Below are 19,237 nucleotides of genomic sequence, written 5' to 3'. Positions count from 1 at the left end.
CGTATGACAACGAAGTCCATCGCGGCTCCTGCATCAACGGGCGGCCTCGGCCACTCACTCAAACCGCGCCAGCTGACCATGATGGGACTGGGCAGCGCCATCGGCGCCGGCCTCTTCCTTGGGTCAGGGGCGGGAGTTCAGGCCGCCGGGCCGGCTGTCCTGATTTCCTACCTCGTTGCCGGAACGCTCATCATCCTCGTCATGTGGGCGCTGGGTGAGATGGCAGCCGCGAACCCCAACAGCGGGGCATTCTCGGTCTACGCCGAAAAGGCCCTCGGCAAAACGGCCGGCGGCACCATCGGCTGGCTCTGGTGGCTCCAGCTCGTGGTGGTCATCGCCGCGGAAGCCCTCGGGGCGGCAGGGTTGCTGTCCTCCGTCTGGCCAGTCATCCCGGTATGGATACTGGCACTGGTCTTCATGGTGGCCTTCACCGGGATCAACCTCGTAGGCGTCCGCAACTTCGGCGAGTTCGAATTCTGGTTCGCCATCCTCAAAGTCGCCGCAATTGTCATCTTCCTGCTCATCGGCGCAGCGCTGCTGTTTGGCTGGCTGCCGAACGTACCCTCACCGGGCCTCTCCGCGTTCGGGGATTTCGCTCCCCACGGTATTGGTGGCATTGCCGCCGCACTGTTCGTAGTGATCTTCGCCTTCGGTGGAACCGAGATTGTCAGCGTTGCCGCCGCGGAAACCGAAAACCCCGCCCACAGCGTCGGCAAGGCGATCCGCACTGTCGTATGGCGCATCCTTGTCTTCTACATCGGTTCGGTCTTCGTCATCGCAGCCGTCCTCCCCGTGGGTTCAGAAGGACTGAAGTCCCCGTTCGCCGGAGTCCTGGACCTCGCAGGGATTCCCGGCGCAGGCGCAGCAATCACCCTGGTAGCTGTTGTCGCGTTGCTTTCGGCACTGAACGCCAACCTCTACGGTGCCTCGCGGATGATCTTCTCCCTCTCCGAGCGCGGGGAAGCTCCCCGGCTCCTGTCCCGCCTGAGCGCTTCGAAGGTTCCGGTAGCCGCCGTCGGCGTTTCAGTTGCCTTCGGCTTCATCGCAACCATCCTGGAACTGCTGTTCCCGGACAAGATCCTGCCGGCGCTCCTGAACCTGGTCGGCTCCACCTGCCTGGTGGTCTGGGGCACCGCACTGGTGTCCCAGTTCATCCTGCGCCGCAGGGCGGACCGGGAGGGAACCGAATTGCCGCTTCGGATGAAAGGCTTCCCCTACCTCACCATCATTGGCCTGGTCCTGCTGGGCCTCATCCTTGTGGTGGGCTTCGCCAACCCCGAAAGCGCTGGCCAACTGGTGGGCACCTTCCTGCTGATCCTGGCCATTGCTGCCGGCTGCTTCCTCAACGCGAGGGCAAAAGCCGCCAAGGCCGCAGCGGGCGCCTAAAAGCCCCCTGCTAGCAAGCATCCAGAGGCCCTGCACAGTTTGTACTGTGCAGGGCTTTTGCGTGTGCCCAAATTGTACAAAATGTTCCGTTTGAAGTGAGCTGATTGCGCACAGTCGAGCGCGGTGACTAGGGTCACAGCCATGACTCTCAAACCTGTGCTGGCCGCACTCGATGATGATGCGGCCCCGCTCACCCACCATCAACTCCGTGAGCTGTACACCCTGATGGCTGCCGTCCGCCACCTCGACACTGCCGCAGTCGCCTGGCAGCGCCAGGGCATCATTCCCGGCTACGCCCCCGAGCTTGGCCAGGAGGCCGCGCAGGTGGGCAGCGGATACGCCGTGGACCGCGCCCGCGACTTCGTTTTCCCCACCTACCGCGAAATGGGCGTTGCCCGCGCCATGGGCGTGGACATGGTGGGCTACATGTCCACACACAAGGCAACCTGGCACGGCGGCATGTACAACCCGCTGGAATCCAGGTTCGCACCCATCCAGGCAGTGGTTGCGGGTTCCGTCCTGCACGCCGTCGGATGGGCGCATGGCCAAACCCTTGCCGGAGCACAAGAGACGGGGGTTGCCGTGACGTACTTCGGGGACGGCGCCTCATCCCAGGGTGACGTCCATGAAGCCATGAACTTCGCAGCTGTTATGAAGGCCCCGGTGGTGTTCTTCATCCAGAACAACGGCTGGGCCATCTCCGTCCCGACCGAACGGCAGGTTGCCGGCGGTTCCGTCGCCGCCCGCGCCGCCGGATACGGCATCCCGTCACTCCAAGTGGACGGCAACGACGTGGTGGCAGTCTTCGAAGCCACCCGTTCGGCCCTCGCACATTGCCGCTCCGGCAACGGCCCCGTGGTGATCGAAGCCATGACCTACCGCCGCGGCCCGCACTCCACCGCAGACGATCCCGGCAGGTACCGCACGCTCGATGAGGAACGGCTCGGCGCGGGCGAGGACCCGCTGGAACGCTTCAAGCAGCGCCTGCTCGCGGACGGGGTGGCCGACGAGGCCTTCTTCGCCGAGGCTCAGCGCAAGGCAGCCGAGGAAGAGGAAACCATCCGGGCCGGGATCGCAGACCTCGGCCCGCGCCCAGGCGCTGAGATGTTCAGCCTGGTCTTCCAGGAGCCAACGCCCGCCCTTCAATCCCAGGCCACCGCGTGGCGCGAGGAGTCCGAACATGCCTGAGACCACCATCACTGAGGCCACGGCAACCACCGCCGTCGGCATTCAACAGCTTTCCATGCAGCAGGCCCTGAACCGGGCCCTCGACGAAATCCTTAACGAGAACCCCAAGACGGTGATCTTTGGAGAGGACTGCGGCCAACTCGGCGGAGTTTTCCGCATCACCGACGGCCTCCAGGCCAAACACGGCGAGGCGCGCGTTTTCGACACCCCGCTCGCCGAGTCGGGCATCCTGGGCATGTCCGTTGGTTTGGCCATGGCCGGCTTCCACCCCATCCCGGAGGTCCAGTTTGACGGTTTCGCGTACCCGGCGATCAACCAGATCGTCTGCCAGATCGCCCGGATGAACTACCGAAGCCGCGGCACGCTCCCCATGCCGATCACGCTGCGCGTCCCCAGCTTCGGTGGCATCCGCGCCCCCGAGCACCATGGCGAAAGCCTTGAAGCACTGTTCGCCCATGTGCCCGGCCTGAAGGTGGTTTCGCCGTCGAACCCGCACGACGCCTACCATCTCCTCAAGTACGCTGCCAGCCGTCCGGACCCGGTCATCTTCATGGAACCAAAGTCCCGGTACTGGCAGAAGGGACCGGTGGACGTCGGGTCCGCCGACCAGGACACAGCCGCGCACGACGGCGGAACGGACGACGCCGGAAGCCTCACCGGCGCCCGCGTGGCCAGGGAAGGACGGCACCTTACGCTGGTGGCCTGGGGAGCCATGGTCTCCCGCTGCCTTCAGGTGGCTGAACTGGCGGCCGAGGACGGCATCGACATCGAAGTCCTGGACCTGCGCTGGCTCAAGCCCATCGATGCCGAAGCACTGGCGACATCCGTGGGCAAGACGCGGCGCGCCGTCGTCGTCCATGAAGCGCCGCTCACCTCCGGCCTTGGGGCCGAAGTTGCGCAACTGATTACCCAGAGCTGTTTCGCGACACTCAAGGCACCGGTGGAGCGTGTGACCGGCTTCGACGTCCCTTATCCCTCCGGTGACCTGGAGGACGAATACATCCCCAACATCGATCGCATCCTCTTTGGGATCCAACGAGTACTGGAGTACCGCCGTGGCTGAAATTTCCTTCCCGCTTCCCGATCTCGGTGAAGGCCTCATCGAAGCAACCGTGCTCGAATGGCTGGTCGAACCCGGCCAGCAGGTCGAACGCAACCAGGCGATCGTCGAGCTCGAAACCAGCAAGTCAGCCCTCGAGTTGCCCAGCCCGCAGGCAGGTAAAGTGGTGCGTATTCACGGGGCGCCCGGTGAGACCATCAACGTTGGCGAACCGCTGATCGTGTTCGAGGTTCCGGATGACACCGCCGGAATCGTGGGCACTGTTCCGAAGGACGAAGCACCCAAGCGCCGGGTCCGCCTGAGCGCCGTACTCGATGAGGACTGACACCATGACCGGCAGGCACACCGTGGAACACAGCAGGCACACCGTGGAGGGCACAGACCCGGGACTGTTCGTGGAAGTCCATGAGCCAAGTGCCGACGCCGGACTACGCCCGGTGCTGCTGATTCACGGTTTCTCCTCCTCCAGCAAGCTGAACTGGGTAGACAGCGGATGGCTTGCAGCCCTCCAGGATGCCGGCCGCAGGGCGATCACCGTTGACCTTCCAGGCCACGGCCGAAGCCACTCCCCCGAAGACCTGGACTCGTACACGCCCAGCCGTATCCGGGCGGACCTCCTTCAGATAGTCACCGACGTCGGCGCCCGGCCGCTGCGCGACGGCGACCCGTCCACCGGGCTGGACATCATCGGCTATTCGCTGGGGTCCCGCCTGGCGTGGGAGTTCGGCGCGACCCAGCCGGACCTGGTCCATCGGATCGTCCTGGGTGGGCCCAGTTCGGCTGATCCTTTGGCCGCATTCGACCTCGCAGCCGCGCAACGGCACCTGGCCGACGGCACGCCCATCGCGGACGAATCGACGGCCGGACTGCTGAAGATGGCGCAAATGCTGCCGAGCAACAACCTGTTCGCCTTGCTCTCACTCATCGAGGCCATCAAGGGGGAACCTTTCGATCCGGCCGAGGCGGCCCCGCACATGCCTCTCCTGCTGGTTGCCGGCGAGAAGGACGAACGTGCTGCGACGATGCCGGAACTGGCCTCCATTGCTGGCAAGCACGGTGGCATGGTTGAGACTCTGGTGATTCCGGGCCGGACGCACACCAATGTAGTAACCAGCCGGGCCTTCAAGGAAGCTGCCCTCGAGTTCCTGGGAGTGTAGGCCCGACTCCCCTTGCAGGCGGCTGGTGGAAGGCGGCTGGTGCTGCTGGCTGAGGTCAGCGGGCCAGCCGCTCTGCATTGAGGCTCATGCGCTCCAGGACGCTGAGCGCCATGGCGTACTCGTCGATGCCGATGCCCATGGACAAGTCCTGGCGGGCATCTTCGACGAGTCGTTGGGCCTCGTGGTACGTTTCCCGGCCCCGCTCACTGAGCGTCAGCCGGTCATCGACCATGGTGATCAAACCGCGGCCCACCAAGGCAGCGAGCTCCCGCTCACGCAAACGGATATCGCTGCCCCACAACGGTCGCAGGCCTTCCTCGAGTTCGTCAGGAAGCATGGCACCCCCCGAGAGGGTTCCCAAGGCATGCCACTGACGTTTGCTGAGCTTGATCCGCGCCAACGTCCTGTCCAACTGGACATCCAACGCGGCGTCGAGCCTCTTGATCCAGTATCCGATGGGCTTGTTCACACTGCCATGCTTTCAGTGGAGGCCTCGCCCGGCAAGGCCTGGACGGTAGGCTTGGGAATGCAACGAATTTCGTGGAAGTGGAGCAGATGGGCATGCGTTTCAAGGACCGTGCGGAAGCCGGTCGCCGCCTGGCCGAAGGTCTCCCCCAGCTCAGGGAACGCCCTGACACCATCGTCCTGGGCCTCGCCCGCGGGGGGATTCCCGTGGCCGCCGCCGCGGCCGCCGAACTTTACCTGCCCTTCGGAGCCGTACTGGTCCGTAAACTCGGCATTCCGGGCCGGGACGAGACCGCATTCGGCGCCCTGGCATGGTCCCGGGGCGACGTCCTCCGGATCGTCAACAAGCCGCTCAAGGAACTCATTCTTTCCCGCGGCATTTCCCAATCCGCCCTGGACGCCGTGGAAGCCCACGAGCGCTCTGAGCTCCTTCGACGCGCCAAGCAGTACCCGGGCACAAGCCATGACCTCCGCGACAAGACCGTGGTCCTGGCAGACGACGGACTTGCCACCGGCGCCACCATGCGCGCTGCAGTGGAAGCCGTCCGGGCCGGGGGTGCCAAAACGGTGGTGGCCGCCGTTCCGGTGGCATCACTGGAGGCGTCAACGTCTTTGGGCAGGGTGTGCGACTTCGTGTTTGCCCTGCATACCCCCGGTAAGTTCCATGCAGTCGGCGCCTTCTACGAGAGATTCGATCAGCTGTCCGACGCCGACGTCGTGAGCCAGCTGGAAGCTGCCGGTGCCAGCGGTCGCCGCTGACCGCCGTCGTGACGCTGCAAGACCTGAGGCGTATCAAAAGGGTGCGGCCCAGAGGACCGCACCCTTTTGATTCGCCTGATAGCGGAAGAGCCTAGTGGTGGACGCTGTAACCCAGGGGCCGTCCCTTGGTCTCCTTGGCGAGGATGACGCCTACCGAGGAGATGATGCAAAGACCCATGATGTACAGGCCCACTGAGCCCGACCACTTCGTGGAATCCAGGAGTGCTTGGGCAATCAGCGGTGCGAAAGCACCACCAAGGATGGCGCCGAGCGCGTAACCGATGGAGATGCCTGAGTAACGGACCTGTGCCGGGAACATCTCGGCGTACATCGCAGACATCGGGCCGTAGGAGAGTCCGAGTCCGATGGTCAGGACAAACAGGGCCGTCCCGTAGAGCAGGATGTCCTTTGAATCGATGAGCACGAACATGGGGATCATCCAGGCGAAGACAAGGCCGTAGCCGATGAGGAAGGTCTTCACGCGTCCAATCCGGTCCGACAGCCAACCGCCCACCATGGTGAAGATGAGCCAGCCGAAGGAAGCAATGGTTGTCGCCAGGAGGACCTGGGGCGCGGGCATCTTCAAGGTCTTGGTGGCGTAGGAGATGAAGAACGCAATCAGCAGGTAGCCGGCGGCGTTGTTGGCAATGAAGATCAGCGCGGCGAGGACCACTTCCTTCTTGTTCCTGCGGAAGAGTTCACCAAGAGGTGCTTTGCTTTCTGCCTTGCGCTGGGCAAGCTCCTTGAACACGGGGCTCTCGCCAACGGCGCGGCGGATCAGGTACCCCACCACGATCAGGACCACCGACAACAGGAACGGCACGCGCCAGCCCCAGGCCGCGAAAGCCTCCTTGGACATCCCCGACTGCAGGAAGAACAGCAGCCCGGTAGCGAGGATCATGCCGATGGGCACGCCAATCTGGGGGTAGGCACCAAAGAGGCCGCGCTTCTGGATAGGCGCGTGCTCCACGGCCATCAGGGCCGCTCCACCCCACTCGCCACCAGCCGAGAAACCCTGGAGGACACGCAGGAAGATCAGCAGTACCGGCGCCCAGAGCCCGATGGTGTCGTAGGTCGGGAGGACACCGATCAGGGCGGTTGCTGCACCCATCATGACCAGCGTCATGACGAGCACTGCCTTGCGTCCCATCCTGTCGCCCAAGTGCCCGGCAACGAACGCCCCGAGCGGACGGAACAGGAAGCTGATGCCAATCGTGGCGAAGGACAGGAGCTGGGCTACACCCGGGTTGGATTTTTCCAACGGAGAAAGAAACAACGGAGCCAGCAAGGTGGCCGTGAGCTGGGCGAAGATGAAAAAGTCGTACCACTCGATAGTGGTGCCTACCAGTGTCCCGGCAAGCACCCGGCGCTCTTCGCGCTTGCTGCTGGGGCCTGACGGTGAGTCGACAGTGGAAGTTGCGGTCATTGGAACTCCATGTGGGGTGAGGGTGCGGTCAGCGAGTGACGTACATAAACCGACAGAACGGTCAGTTAGGAAAGGATACTACATGCTGTGACGCAAGGCACAGGCACGCGCCGAAGCCGGTCCAACATAGGATGGTTCGCATGAATCCCCGCAGCGGCACCCAGGGCACCACCGACGCGTCCACCCAGGCGCCGCCGTCGCAAACCCTCTCCCGGGGGATCCGTGCGCTGGAAATACTGGCAGCAGCAGAGCGCCCCCTCAGCATCGCGGAACTGACCGAGGCCCTGGGAGTGCACCGCTCGGTGGCCTACCGCATCCTGCGGACCCTCGAGGACCATTCACTGCTGGTCCGCGACGACTCCGGACGGGTCCAGCCCGGGCCGGGATTGGCCGTGTTGGCCCGGGGCGTGTCACGGAACCTGCAAGCGGCAGCGCTGCCCGAACTGACCCAAGTGGCCAACGAACTGCACATGACCGCGTTCGTCGCGGTCTGGGACCACCAGGAATGCGTCACCCTCGTAACGGTGGAGCCCCGCCACTCCGGTGCGGCACTCGCCCAGCATCCAGGCAGCCGGCACCCCGTTGGCACAGGCGCCCCAGGGATCGCCATCCAATCCACCATGACCGAGGAACGGTGGCAGCAGGTGGGAGCCGGCATCCCCTACCGGGAAGAAGCCCGGGAGGCGCACCGCCTGGGCTATGCCACCAGCCACGACGAAGTCATCGCCGGACTGTCCTCCATTGCCGCTCCCATCCGGGTTCCCGGCGGACGGCCGGCCGCGATCGCCGTCGTCTACATCCGCCTGGACCAGGATCCGGACGCCGTGGGCCAGGCACTGGCGGCGAGCGCAGCGCGCATCGAAAGCCAACTCGCCTGAACCATTCCTTCCACGCCAAGCAGCGTGCCGGGCAGCACAAGACGGCAGCCGGGACCGGACCGAATACTCGAAGAAGGACCGGACACAGTGTCCCGTCCTTCTTCCGAGACTGAGAAGGAACCATGAGCCTGAATCTTCTTGACACCTCCAACTGGCTGCCGCTGGAGGGTTTGGCACCCGGCTTCGACGCCAACAAAGCCCCCACCGTCCAGGACCTGGCGGGACAACAGTTCTCCGTGCACAGCACCGGCGGATCCATGTCGTTCAGCTTCGACGACAAAGAGGTGCAATGGTCAGCCGCGGGGCACAACAGCACATCCGCGTACGAGGCCTTCGCCGTGGCAGAGGAACTGTATTACGCCCAATGGCAGGATGCCGGGGACCCGGAACTCGCCGTTTCCCTCATCCTGGACCTTTCCCACGGCCGCGCACTCTACATCGGCGCCGCACTTGGCACCGCCACCGCCTCCAGTGTTGATGTCCGTCACGACTTCCGGCCCGGAACCCTCGGCGGATACCAGGTAACCGGCAATGACATTGCTGAAAGCACCGGGCTCATCGGCCGCCGCGTTGAATGGGTCTACAGCGGATCGCACGCCTACGAGCACATTTACCTCAGCCCCACCTGGTACACCTGGCAATGCCTGGCAGGGCCGGAGCGCGGTTTGGCAGACACCGATTCCAACACCGTCTTCGAAATCCGCCCCGGCATTTTTGTGTTCACGTGGCGGGAAAAGGTCATTCCGTGCGGCTCGGTCACCATTGCCGACCACCGCGACCCGAACGCCATCCGCTCCCATGGAAGCCTGTTCGGCTGGGATGAGGCAGGAACCACCCCCGTGCACTTCACGTTCGGCGCGCACGGCCGCCTGATCAGCATGACCCGGCACAGCCCCGAACTGGACCCGGCCAAGGGGCTCTAACCCCAGGAACAGCCACGGCACAAGAAAGCCCCGGCGCGGAATGCGCGCCGGGGCTTTCTTGGCAGATCAGGGTCAGTCTTCGGCGCCGTGGCCGATCCGGGCGTAGAGTGCCGGTTGCGAGCGCCTGAGGCGCAGGCCCCAGACGATGCCCACGACGCCGGGCAGCAGGACCAGCGCGGGCAGGACAAACGTGGCTGGTGTCGACTCGGTTTGGCCCAGCAGGACGTTGAAGTTGGTGGCGATCAGCACAAAGACCACAGCCAGGAGAACGAAACCCAGGCCCGGGGCGACAACCCTGACCCACAGGCTTGCCCCATGCTGCTGCCGGCGGAAGAAACCTATCACGGCAACAGAGACCACGGTCATGAGCAGCACCAGGCCCATGGCGCCGCTGTTGGTCAACCACGTGAACATGGTCAGCACGGGGTACAGTTCGCCCAGTTCGGAGCCCGATCCCGCGATGGCAAACCCAGTAGTCACGACGACGGCAATCACCGTTTGCGCCAAGGAACCGGCGAACGGTGCCCCGCTCTGCGTGCGAACCTTGGCCAGCGCGGCCGGAAGGACCCGTTCGCGGCCCAGGGAGAAGAAGTAGCGCGCCACTGCATTGTGAAAACTGACGAGCGCGGCAAAAAGGCTTGTGACAAACAGGACCTGGGCGATGTCGCTGAGCAGCACGCCGCCATTCGCGCCCAGGAAGGCAAAGATCATGTCAGGGCCGGAGGTTGCCGCGGTCTCAATGACAGCTGAAGGCCCCGTTCCTACGGTCATCGCCCAGGCAGATACCGCGTAGAAGACGGCGATGATGCCCACGGCGGCAAAGGTGGCACGGGCGACGGTCCGCTGGGGGTCCTTGGATTCCTCGCCGTAGATAGCTGCCGATTCAAAACCCATGAAGGCGGCGATGCCGAAGGACAGTACCGCGCCGATGCCGGGAACGAACAGGCTCTCAGGGCTGAAGGTCGCTGCGCTGATGCCCTCAGGGGCCACGGCGAGGCTGATGACGTCGTACACGATCACCACCAGGAACTCGAGGGCCACCAGGACACCAAGGACCTTGGCCGACAAATCCACCCTGTTCACGCCCAGCCAGCCCACGATCGCGATGCACACCAGCACGGGTACCCACCAGGGAACGCTGATGCCCAACCGCGCCGAAAGGAGCGATGAAACCGTGAAGCCGAAGAGTCCGTAGATCCCCACTTGCATCAGGTTGTAGGCCATCAGGGCAACCAGGGAGGCGCCCACTCCGGCCGGCCTGGAAATGCCTTGCGCTATGTACGCGTAGAACGCGCCGGCGTTGGTGACGTAGCGGCTCATAGCGGCGTAGCCCACAGCGAACAACGCCAGGATTCCGCCGAGGAGCAGGAAGGACAGCGGGACGCCGGTCACCCCCGTGACGGCGAACGTGGTGGTTACTCCACCCGCCAGGACGGTAAGCGGCGCGGAGGCCGCGATGATCATAAAGGTCACTGCCGGTACGCCCAGCCGCTTCTTGGTGACGGCGGCTGCGGGGGTCCTGCCTTTGACGGGGTTGTCCACGCTCATAGTGTGCTCCTGCCTCGGTGCCGCGGGAGAGAGCGCGGCACGGTGTCTGTCATTCCGCAATCTTCCACCGCCACGCCACCGCGTGACTTGTCTCACACGGCAAGGTGTTTGTCGCTGGACGCAGGCACAGTGCCACATGGTCCCCGGTGTAGAATCGTGGGCAAGCTCACGTCCCGCAGTGCCGGCCCCCCGGCCCACCCGCAGCGGCACCGCAGGCCTCTGAAAGGGAGTTTGATGACCGTCGCGGCCGAAACCGGCCCCGCAACCGTGGAAACCATCGTGGCGGAGTCGTTCCAGGAGTGGAGCAGGGCAATCTCCGCCTCCTTCGTACCGTTGCTGGCCCAAGGCCCACGCAACTCAGCCTTCCACGGAACCATGCGGGCACGTGTCCTTGGCCAGATCTCCGTAGTTGAAGTCACCGCCGGACCCCATGCTGTCCTCCGCACTCCTGAGCTGATAGCCAAGTCCACCGGCCGCTTCTTCAAACTCAGCATCCAGCTCAGTGGGTCCGGTCGCCTGGTGCAGGACGAACGCGAAGCCGTGTTGCGCCCCGGCGACCTCTCCATTTACGACACCTCACGCCCGTACCAGCTAACGTTCGACGACGACTTCCGCACTTTGGTGCTGATGTTCCCTCACGTCCTGCTGGACTTGCCGGCCGAAGCCATGGGCCATGTGACAGCTTTGCGGATTCCCGGTGACGAGGGGCTCGGCGAACTCATCAGCCCCTTCCTGGTGAAACTGGCCGACAACCTTGAAGCCCTGTCCGGCACCAACGGCCTGCGGTTGGTCCGCAATGCCCTGGACCTGGTGACAACGCTCTTTAACGGCGAACTCGACCAAATGATCGAGACGGGCCGCGATCCCCACCTGCTGTTGCTGGGCCGGATCCACGACTACATCGAAGCCAACCTCGGTGATCCCGGCCTCTCCCCCGGAACCATCGCCGCCGCCCACTACATCTCCACCCGCCACCTGCACGATCTTTTCCAGGAGATCGGCACTACGGTGGCTTCGTCGATCCGGCAACGGCGTCTTGAGCGGTGCCGCCGGGACCTGATGGATCCGGTACTGGCAGAACGCCCCGTCACAGCCATCGCAGCGCGGTGGGGGTTCACCGACGCCGCCCATTTCAGCCGCATCTTCAGGGCCGCTTTCGGCAACTCGCCCACCGGATACCGCAATGCCGGAGCCGTGACCAGCCCCAACGTCGGGGCTTGGCAGGTCAGCCCTGGGGCCGACGCTTCATCACCAGGAACGTGACGACGCCCAGCATGAAAAGACCTGCTGCTGCGCCCATGGAAACCACGAACGCCGCCCCGTAGCCCTGGGTTTGGGCCAATTGCCCGGCCAAGTAGGAGCCCAAGGCGGTACCCGCCACGATCCCGCTGGCCAGCGCCGTCATCACGGTTGCCATCCGGCCGGCAGGCGCCACCACGCCACCGATACTGAAGACCGTGACCATAACCGGTCCCACAGGAATTCCAAGGACCAGCAACACGACGACCATGGGCCAAATTCCGGCGGGGAGCAGCAACAGCAACGACAACACCGACATCGACAGGGCAGCGGCTACCCAGCGGGCAGCCAGGCTGAAGCGCTGCGGCCAGAAAGCGACAGACAACGCCGCAACCGCTGAGCTCAGCCCCATGACGGCGTACAAGAGACCGGCGATTTCGGCTGTTGCATACTGGGCCGAGAAGGCGCTCAAAGCGTTTTGGGTCGCACCAAAGAAGGTGCCCATGCAGATCATGGCCAGCACGGGAACCGCAACCACGGCACCGGCCCAGCGTTGACGGCGCTGTGGTTTCGCTCCGTCGTGTTGCCCTGCGGCGGGCACGACGCCGGTACGCGCCTTTCGTGGGGCCGGCACCACAGCTTGTTGGCTGGGATGGACGGCAAAAGCAGGAACGAGGGTGATGGTCATGACAGCAGCCAGGGCAAGGGGCAGCCAGGGGGCTACGATGCTCGCCAGGACGCCCACCAAGGCGGGACCAAGGACGAAAGTGATTTCGTCCGCGGTGCCCTCATAGGAGAGGGCGGTATCCAGGTCGGCCCGGTTGGCCGCGACGCTCCTGCCCCCGCTGCCTGCCGCGGGCGACAGGTTGCGTGTGGTCAGCGCCATCCAGCGGACCCTTGCCATGGGACCTACCTGGGGACAGCTCGCCCCGGCCAGGAACGCGGCGACAAGGACGGCGATCGCGTCAGCCGCCGATTCGTAGCCGGGAGTGAAGTAGGCCGCGGCAAGCAGTCCGGCAACGGCCAAGGTGTTGACGATGGCCGCAACGACAAGCACGATGCGTTGGCCAGCGCGGTCAGCCAGGGAGCCCAGGACCGGAGCACCCAGTGCAGAGCCGATGCCTACGGCTCCGGCTGCCATCCCGCCGATCGCGTACGAATGGCTGACGGCTGTCACCAAGGTCAAGGTACCCACGGTAAGCATGGCCAAGGGGAGCCGGGCGAAAAGACCCAAAGGCAGGAAGCCGGGTCCAGCCAGTTCGGGAAGCCGGGCGAAACGGCCTGGCAGGCGTGAGGGACGTGCTGGCGCCAATGACAAGGGCTCGGAGGCCACAGAAGATTTTTCCATTAATCCGGGTTCGCTAAAAGGTGCGCATCGTCCCTCCTCCCGATGCGCGCGACCCGGTGTAACGGGTTAAGTCTATCGGATATGGGTCATGTGGGAACTACCTCGGCGATCCGCACGCTGGAACCATGGCGCCCCTTGACCACCTGGAGCTGGCTGGTGATGCGCTGCTTCATCTCCGCAACGTGGCTGACCAGTCCGACGACCCGGCCGCCGTCGCGTAGTCCCTCCAAAGCGTCCATGACCTGCTCGAGCGCTTGCTCGTCGAGGCTGCCGAAGCCTTCGTCGACGAAAAGCGTTTCAATGTCCACTCCACCTGCCTCATGCTGGACGACATCCGCGAGTCCCAAGGCAAGCGACAAGGAGGCCATGAAGGATTCACCGCCCGAAAGCGTGGACGTGTCACGATGTTGGCCGGTCCATTCGTCGACTACTTCCAATCCAAGGCCGGACTTCGCGCCCCGCGCAGCCTTGGCATCGGTGTGCTGCAAGGTATAGCGGCCATCGCTCATGGCAACGAGCCTTTCGGAGGCGGCGGCGGCCACCTGCTCCAAACGAGCAGCAAGAACATAGGTGTTCAAGCTCATCCGGTAACTGTTGTCCCCGGCTCCCCGCACTGTTTCAGCCAGCCCGGCAAGCACCCGGGCCTTCCTGCGCGGTTCTTCAGCGGCCTGGGCAAGGGAACGGTATTCCGCCCGATAGCGGCGAATGGCCTCAACCGACTTGCCCGCGAGCCCTGCAGCCAGGGCAGCAGACCGTGCATCCTCTGCGGCCTTGGCAGCACGGAGCCGTGTTTCCGCGCGTTCGGATTCAGGCATGGGCAGTTCGCCGATGCTGGCTTCCTTGCCGGCCAGGACCAGTTCTTCGCTGGCAAACAGCTCGTCCAGCTTCGCTGTTTCGGCGTCGAAATCGGCGAGGTCCTGCTCAAGTCCAACGACGTCGGCAGGGGACAACAACTCACGACGGGCTTCTTCAGCGGAGGCAAACCCTGATTCGGGCAGCGCGCGTTCCAGAGCGGTTGCGGCCTCGCTCATGACACGCCGGGCACCCTCCAGCTCCTGATCCCCTTCGACAGCCTCCTGGAGGAGGGCACTTTCCCTGGACAGCGCTTCCAGACGTTCACGCAGGCTGGGGAAATCCCCCCTTAGACCTGCCAGCTCGGCTGTCAGGGCATCGTATTGCTCCTGAAGAAGCTGGACACTCGAGGCCGCCTGCGCTGCCGCACCGACTGACGCGGAGTGTTCTTCTTGCACCTGGGCCACTCGTTTACTGAGGGCCTCATGCTCGCCCTGCAGCTCCGCCAGCAGGATGGACGCCTTCCGGGCTTCCAGCGCAGCAGCCTCAGCCGCCACGAGACTTGCCTTAGCCTCGGAGAGGTCAAGTGAACCGCCTTGGGCCGCCAAGCCGGCGACTATCTGGGCCGCAGCGGAAACGTGCCCGGCCAACTCTGCCAGGGCTTTCTCGCTGGCCTCAAAAAGCTGCCTGGCTTCTTCCTCGTCCTGGGCCAGAGACAGGGCCGAGCGCGCAGCTGCTGCAGGCTGCGGATGGTCCGCACTGCCGCAGACGGCGCACGGCTTCCCGTTCTCCAACGCCGCGGCAAGCTCCCCTGCGGCGTTGGCGAGGCGGAGCTCGCGGAGATCAAGCCAGCGCTGACGAAGATCCTGCGACGCTGACCGTGCTTGGAGGTGTTGGCCGTTGAGGGTGTCGAGTTCGTGGGCTGCGGTGGAATAGCGGGCTACGATGCCTACCAATTCGGCTGCTGACGCGGCATCCCGTTCCCGGTCTGCGAGGTGGGCAGCGAGAGGTTCCAGCGGCTCAATCCTAGACTCCAACGCAGAGGCTTCTTCGCGTAATTGAGCCAGCAAGGACGTTGCCTTGGACGCCGCAGCCAGATGGGTTGTCTTTTCAGTCCCCTTGGCAGCGAGGCGTCCGGCGATTTCCTCCATGCGTTGCTCGTCCGGCAGCCGGGCCTGGAGTACCGCGTGCGACGCCTTCGCTTTATCCAGGGCCACTGTGGGATCTTCGGTCGCGACGCCCGCCGCAGCCAGTTTGCCGCGAGCCTTTGCCACCCGTTCAACAGCGGCATCGACCTTTCGGATCGCAGATCCAACAGCGTCGAGCTGGCCGCTGAGAACGGCAGCACGACGGTGCTTTGCCAGCGCTTCCCTGTTCTCAAGCGCCCGGGGTGCCGCCAATTCAGCCACGATCTTCCGCTGCAAGGCGGCAGCGAGGCGGGCATGCCGCAGTGACTTCTCCTCGCCTTCCTTGAATTCCTCGGCGTACCGGACGGATCGCGTTTCCGCTTCGGTGGCGGCGGCCTCCCGGCGTTTCCGTTCGGCCTCAACGTCTTCTTCGACAGCTTGGAGCCAAGCCTCAGGGTCCTCGTTGTCCGCCTGGGGTGTCTCTCCAGCGGTAAGGACAGGCCCGTCGTGGTCACCCGGTGCATCCTCCCCCGTGGCGCCGGAAACACCCAACTGTGCCTGTTCTGAGGCAATCCTGTCCAGCAGCATCTGGAGCCCCGATGCGTTCTCCCCAACCTCTTTGGCTGCTGCCGCCGCTTGCTGGGCGAGTTGCTGTTCGACGGCCTCGAACCGCTGAGTGCCGAAGAGTTTCTGGAGGAGGTCCAGGCGGTCGCCGGCCTTTGACCTCAAGAAGGCTGCAAAGTCCCCTTGGGGGAGCATCACTACACGGGTGAACTGGTCCCGGTCCATCCCCAGGACGTCGGAGAGCTCGGCACCTACCTCGTCATTCCTGGATGACTTTTCCTCCCACGTGCCCCCGATGCGTTCCCGGAGAAGCGTCTTGGCCTGCTGGGTTGTGTACCCCTTGCGGCCACGGGCGCTGGGTCGTTCCCATGCCGGAGAACGGCTTACCTCGAAACGCCTGCCACGGGCTGTGAATTCGCAGACCACGCGCGGTTCGGCCCCCGGTGCCGCGTGGTCGCTGCGAAGCCGCTTACCTTCCTGGCGGGCGCCGGGCACAGATCCGTACAGGGCGAAACAGATGGCATCCAGGATGCTCGTCTTGCCGGCTCCTGTGGGGCCATTGAGCAGGAAGAGTCCTTGGGAGCTCAACTGGTCGAAGTCGATGTGTTGCGGGGTCGCAAAAGGACCGAACGCTTCGATGTCCAGGCGGTGGATTCTCACAGCTCCGCTTCCTCCAACCGAACGGCCTCAAGGGCTTCCCGCAGCGCAGTTTCTTCGGCCTCGCCTGCGGTACGGCCGCGGACATGGTCCAGGAAGCCGCAACATACTCCGAGGTCGTCCTCAGCCTCGGCAAGCCGGGTGCTGTAGCTGGTCTTGGACCGGGCTTCGGCGCCTTCGGGGTCGAATGCCAGGACCAGGGTGTCTGGAAAACGGCTGCGCAGCGTCTCCATGGCTTGGGCGGGCCGCTGGGCGTCCGTCAACGTGATGTGGCAGTACGCAGCTTCCGCCCACGCATGCTCCGCGGACCCCAGCAGGTCTTCGAGCTTTCCCCTCAACACGGCGAGTGTCCGGGGGGCCTCCCATAGGACTTCCTGGATGTCCGGCACGCCATCGGCACCGATCTCCACCAGCCAGGCGCCTTTGTGGTGCCTGGCCTCCGAGAACGAGTAGGCCAAGGGTGAACCGGAGTAACGGATGTGGGGTGCCAGCTCCTGGCGGCCATGGAGATGACCGAGCGCGGTATACGAAAAGTCCTCGAAGAGATCCAGCGGGACCGCGCCCAGGCCGCCGATACTCAGGTCCCGCTCACTCTCCGAGGTGATACCGCCGCTGGCGAAAGTATGGGCCAGCACCACCGGATGAACAGGCCCGGAAACGCGGCGTTGTGCAACGTCGGCCTTGATGCGCTCCACCGCAGCGAGCGTGACCTCGAAGTGGGTGGCGCTGGGGGCCTCCAACCGCTCAGCCACGAGCCGCGGTTCAAGGAACGGAATGCCGTAAATGGCCACTGTCGCAGGGTTTCCTTGGCCGTCCGGACCTGCAGGCAACATGACAGGTACGTCCAGGTCCTCGATCCGGGTCCGCAAATGCACTCCCCCACGTTCCAACAACCTTGAGGCGAAGCCCAGCCTGATCGCGGAGTCGTGGTTGCCGCTGGTCAGCACAACCTTGGCCCCCGCCTGGGTAATGCGCACCAAAGCCTCATCAAGCAGCTTGACGACATCCAATCCAGGCAGCGCGCGGTCATAGACGTCACCGGCAATCAGGACAACGTCAACGGACCTGGCTTCGACGAAAGACACCAGCTGGTCCACGAAGTTGCGCTGGGCTTCAAGCATGCCAACGCCGTGGAAAGACCGGCCAAGATGCCAATCGGAAGTATGGAGTAACCGCATATTCTCAAGTTATCCGGGAGCACCGACATTAAAGCGGAGGCGAGCCGACCGCCGTCGATCCTGTCCGGCCGCTAGCCTTTCTTGCCCTCGAAAAAGTCGCGTGCGTCATCGTCGGCGGCGGGAGCAGCAGGAGCCGGACGGACCGGTGTGCTGCCTTCATCCTCGCTGCCCTTCGCATCACGGGTCACTGCAACGTCCTCGGTGGGGTCGGCCTCAGCGTCGAAGGAATCGTTGACCCCGCCATCCGCCAGCACGGAGCTTGCCTCGGCACCCCGGTTGCCGGCAGAGAAACCCTGGAAGCCCCTGAATGCCAGACCTGCGAGCGCGGCACCCATCAAGGGAGCCACCCAGAAGAGCCACAAACCATCCAAGGCCCAGGACGGGCTGAAGAACGCCTGCCCCGTGGCGCGTGCAGGGTTGAACGGAAGGTTGCCCAGGACCTGTCCGAACTGGAGCAGGACCGCAGTGGCAAGGCCTACTGCGAAAGGTGCCACTACAGGCAGTGCGCGGCGGCCCGAAGTAGCGCCAAGGAACACGGCGACCAGCAGTGCCGAACCGATAACCTCTACAAGCAGGACCCCGGCCATCTGGGTTTGTGCAGCGGCGTGTTCGCCATAACCGGCAGCCACAGAGCCGAAGGCTCCACGGGCGTCCGTCAGCACGGGAACTGTCAGCACCACGCAGTATGCAAGGGCGGCACCCACGACGCTGCCAATCACCTGGGCCACGATGTATGCGATCGCGGCCACGGCGCGGATGCGGCCCGCAATCAGATTGCCCAAGGTGATCACCGGGTTGAAGTGGCCGCCGGAAACGTACCCGAAAGCCAGCATCGCCACGGTAACCGTCAGGCCGGTTGCCAGTGCTGCAGGCAGCGGGGCACCGGAAGGGTTGGAGAAAATCGAGACACCGACCGCAACCAGCACGACGAACATGGAGCCCAAAGCTTCAGCCGACAGCCTGGCGATGAGTCCCGGCTGGGGATCGGAGGTGGCGTGCACAGGAGAGGTCATGACGAAGTTGTCCTTACGGTTGGTGTGCAAGCCGGTGTGGCCTGCCGCGGATCGCGCTGCACGGTGGCGTGCCCATGGTTCGCCCGGATCGTCCGGAGTCCTTGAGCATTTTGCCAGCCGAATCTGGGCAGTTGCTGAATCCCGCCTCCGAGCTTATCTGCCCAGGGCTATCGCTGCGATGGCGGTGCCCCCGAGGCCCATCACCGCCAGCGTGCTGACCAGGACCAACCGTGCCGATGCCGCCTGGCTGCCAGCCTGGAGCTGGCGTGAGCGAACCCACACCACTGCGGCGAGGACTACCGTGGCCGCTGCGGCCATGAGAGCGCAAAGCCCTTGGTAGTCCAGCCCTGGCAGGCGGGCGACGACGTTGCCGGCGGCGGGCTCCGATGTCAGCCAGCTTCGCCAGATGAAAAGGTCCACCACCACCAGCGAAATCAGTGTGCGTCGCCATGCCAAGGTGGTTCGTTCGGGTTGCAGGCCAGGATCCCGGACTTCCACGCTCACGGTTCTGCCCTGTTCAATGCGACCA

General features: G+C 64.5%; 16 protein-coding genes and 1 pseudogene. 9 read left to right on the top strand and 8 right to left on the bottom strand.

Annotated features, from left to right (window positions below; translation table 11 throughout):
• Window positions 1-3: 3 nt before the first annotated feature.
• From ABHM97_RS09060 to ABHM97_RS09040, 5 genes are all read left to right on the top strand, one after another.
• On the top strand, window positions 4-1,386 hold the full coding sequence (locus ABHM97_RS09060; protein WP_349470379.1) for an amino acid permease: 1,383 nt from the start codon (window positions 4-6) through the stop codon (window positions 1,384-1,386).
• A gap of 141 nt (window positions 1,387-1,527) precedes the next feature.
• Complete coding sequence (locus ABHM97_RS09055) at window positions 1,528-2,574, top strand: thiamine pyrophosphate-dependent enzyme (protein WP_235521564.1); 1,047 nt, start codon at window positions 1,528-1,530, stop codon at window positions 2,572-2,574.
• Entirely contained in the window at window positions 2,567-3,637 is a 1,071-nt protein-coding gene (locus tag ABHM97_RS09050; RefSeq protein WP_235521565.1) for an alpha-ketoacid dehydrogenase subunit beta, read from the top strand. The genes ABHM97_RS09055 and ABHM97_RS09050 overlap by 8 nt, the downstream gene beginning before the upstream one ends.
• Window positions 3,630-3,959: a biotin/lipoyl-containing protein gene (locus ABHM97_RS09045; protein ID WP_211711587.1), complete on the top strand. Its 330-nt coding sequence runs from the start codon at window positions 3,630-3,632 to the stop codon at window positions 3,957-3,959. Before ABHM97_RS09050 ends, ABHM97_RS09045 begins: the two co-directional genes overlap by 8 nt.
• 4 nt (window positions 3,960-3,963) lie before the next feature.
• The gene (locus ABHM97_RS09040) at window positions 3,964-4,791 is read left to right on the top strand and encodes an alpha/beta fold hydrolase (protein ID WP_235521566.1); all 828 of its coding nucleotides are present in this window, start codon (window positions 3,964-3,966) and stop codon (window positions 4,789-4,791) included.
• Window positions 4,792-4,846: 55 nt separating this feature from the next.
• Here ABHM97_RS09040 and ABHM97_RS09035 read toward each other — a convergent pair whose 3' ends face one another.
• On the bottom strand, window positions 4,847-5,260 hold the full coding sequence (locus ABHM97_RS09035; protein WP_235521567.1) for a winged helix DNA-binding protein: 414 nt from the start codon (window positions 5,258-5,260) through the stop codon (window positions 4,847-4,849).
• Window positions 5,261-5,346: 86 nt separating this feature from the next.
• On the opposite strand from ABHM97_RS09035, the gene ABHM97_RS09030 reads away from it, so the two are divergent.
• A complete protein-coding gene (locus tag ABHM97_RS09030; RefSeq protein ID WP_235521628.1) occupies window positions 5,347-6,015 on the top strand; it encodes a phosphoribosyltransferase in 669 nt (222 codons plus the stop codon).
• A gap of 91 nt (window positions 6,016-6,106) precedes the next feature.
• On the opposite strand, the gene ABHM97_RS09025 is transcribed toward ABHM97_RS09030, so the two are convergent.
• The gene (locus ABHM97_RS09025; RefSeq protein WP_235521568.1) at window positions 6,107-7,441 is read right to left on the bottom strand and encodes an MFS transporter; all 1,335 of its coding nucleotides are present in this window, start codon (window positions 7,439-7,441) and stop codon (window positions 6,107-6,109) included.
• Between the two features lie 131 nt (window positions 7,442-7,572).
• On the opposite strand from ABHM97_RS09025, the gene ABHM97_RS09020 reads away from it, so the two are divergent.
• Together ABHM97_RS09020 and ABHM97_RS09015 are read left to right on the top strand one after the other, a co-directional pair.
• The gene (locus ABHM97_RS09020; RefSeq protein WP_235521569.1) at window positions 7,573-8,319 is read left to right on the top strand and encodes an IclR family transcriptional regulator; all 747 of its coding nucleotides are present in this window, start codon (window positions 7,573-7,575) and stop codon (window positions 8,317-8,319) included.
• Window positions 8,320-8,441: 122 nt separating this feature from the next.
• Window positions 8,442-9,242, top strand: a complete 801-nt coding sequence (locus tag ABHM97_RS09015; RefSeq protein WP_235521570.1) for a MoaF C-terminal domain-containing protein — start codon at window positions 8,442-8,444, stop codon at window positions 9,240-9,242.
• Between the two features lie 72 nt (window positions 9,243-9,314).
• Here the strand turns inward: ABHM97_RS09015 and ABHM97_RS09010 are convergent, their stop codons facing one another.
• Window positions 9,315-10,790, bottom strand: coding sequence for an APC family permease (locus ABHM97_RS09010; protein ID WP_349470378.1), 1,476 nt, complete (start codon window positions 10,788-10,790; stop codon window positions 9,315-9,317).
• 234 nt (window positions 10,791-11,024) lie between these two features.
• Here ABHM97_RS09010 and ABHM97_RS09005 point away from each other — a divergent pair.
• A pseudogene (locus ABHM97_RS09005) lies at window positions 11,025-11,978 on the top strand (AraC-like ligand-binding domain-containing protein); the annotation flags it as partial.
• A gap of 37 nt (window positions 11,979-12,015) precedes the next feature.
• Here ABHM97_RS09005 and ABHM97_RS09000 read toward each other — a convergent pair.
• From ABHM97_RS09000 to ABHM97_RS08980, 5 genes are all read right to left on the bottom strand, one after another.
• The gene (locus tag ABHM97_RS09000; RefSeq protein ID WP_349470376.1) at window positions 12,016-13,377 is read right to left on the bottom strand and encodes an MFS transporter; all 1,362 of its coding nucleotides are present in this window, start codon (window positions 13,375-13,377) and stop codon (window positions 12,016-12,018) included.
• Between the two features lie 86 nt (window positions 13,378-13,463).
• Complete coding sequence (locus ABHM97_RS08995) at window positions 13,464-16,520, bottom strand: AAA family ATPase (protein ID WP_349470375.1); 3,057 nt, start codon at window positions 16,518-16,520, stop codon at window positions 13,464-13,466.
• Complete coding sequence (locus ABHM97_RS08990) at window positions 16,517-17,695, bottom strand: exonuclease SbcCD subunit D (protein WP_349470373.1); 1,179 nt, start codon at window positions 17,693-17,695, stop codon at window positions 16,517-16,519. The genes ABHM97_RS08995 and ABHM97_RS08990 overlap by 4 nt, the downstream gene beginning before the upstream one ends.
• 71 nt (window positions 17,696-17,766) lie before the next feature.
• Window positions 17,767-18,708 carry an MIP/aquaporin family protein gene (locus tag ABHM97_RS08985; RefSeq protein ID WP_349470372.1) on the bottom strand — a complete coding sequence of 314 codons (942 nt, stop codon included), beginning with the start codon at window positions 18,706-18,708 and terminating at the stop codon, window positions 17,767-17,769.
• A gap of 153 nt (window positions 18,709-18,861) precedes the next feature.
• Window positions 18,862-19,212 carry a DUF202 domain-containing protein gene (locus ABHM97_RS08980; protein WP_349470370.1) on the bottom strand — a complete coding sequence of 117 codons (351 nt, stop codon included), beginning with the start codon at window positions 19,210-19,212 and terminating at the stop codon, window positions 18,862-18,864.
• Window positions 19,213-19,237 lie beyond the last annotated feature (25 nt).

The organism is Paenarthrobacter sp. CAP02, assembly GCF_040137855.1.
GTDB lineage: Bacteria > Actinomycetota > Actinomycetes > Actinomycetales > Micrococcaceae > Arthrobacter.
Note: the sequence above shows the minus strand (reverse complement) of the source record. Positions and strands in the feature narration are given on the sequence as shown.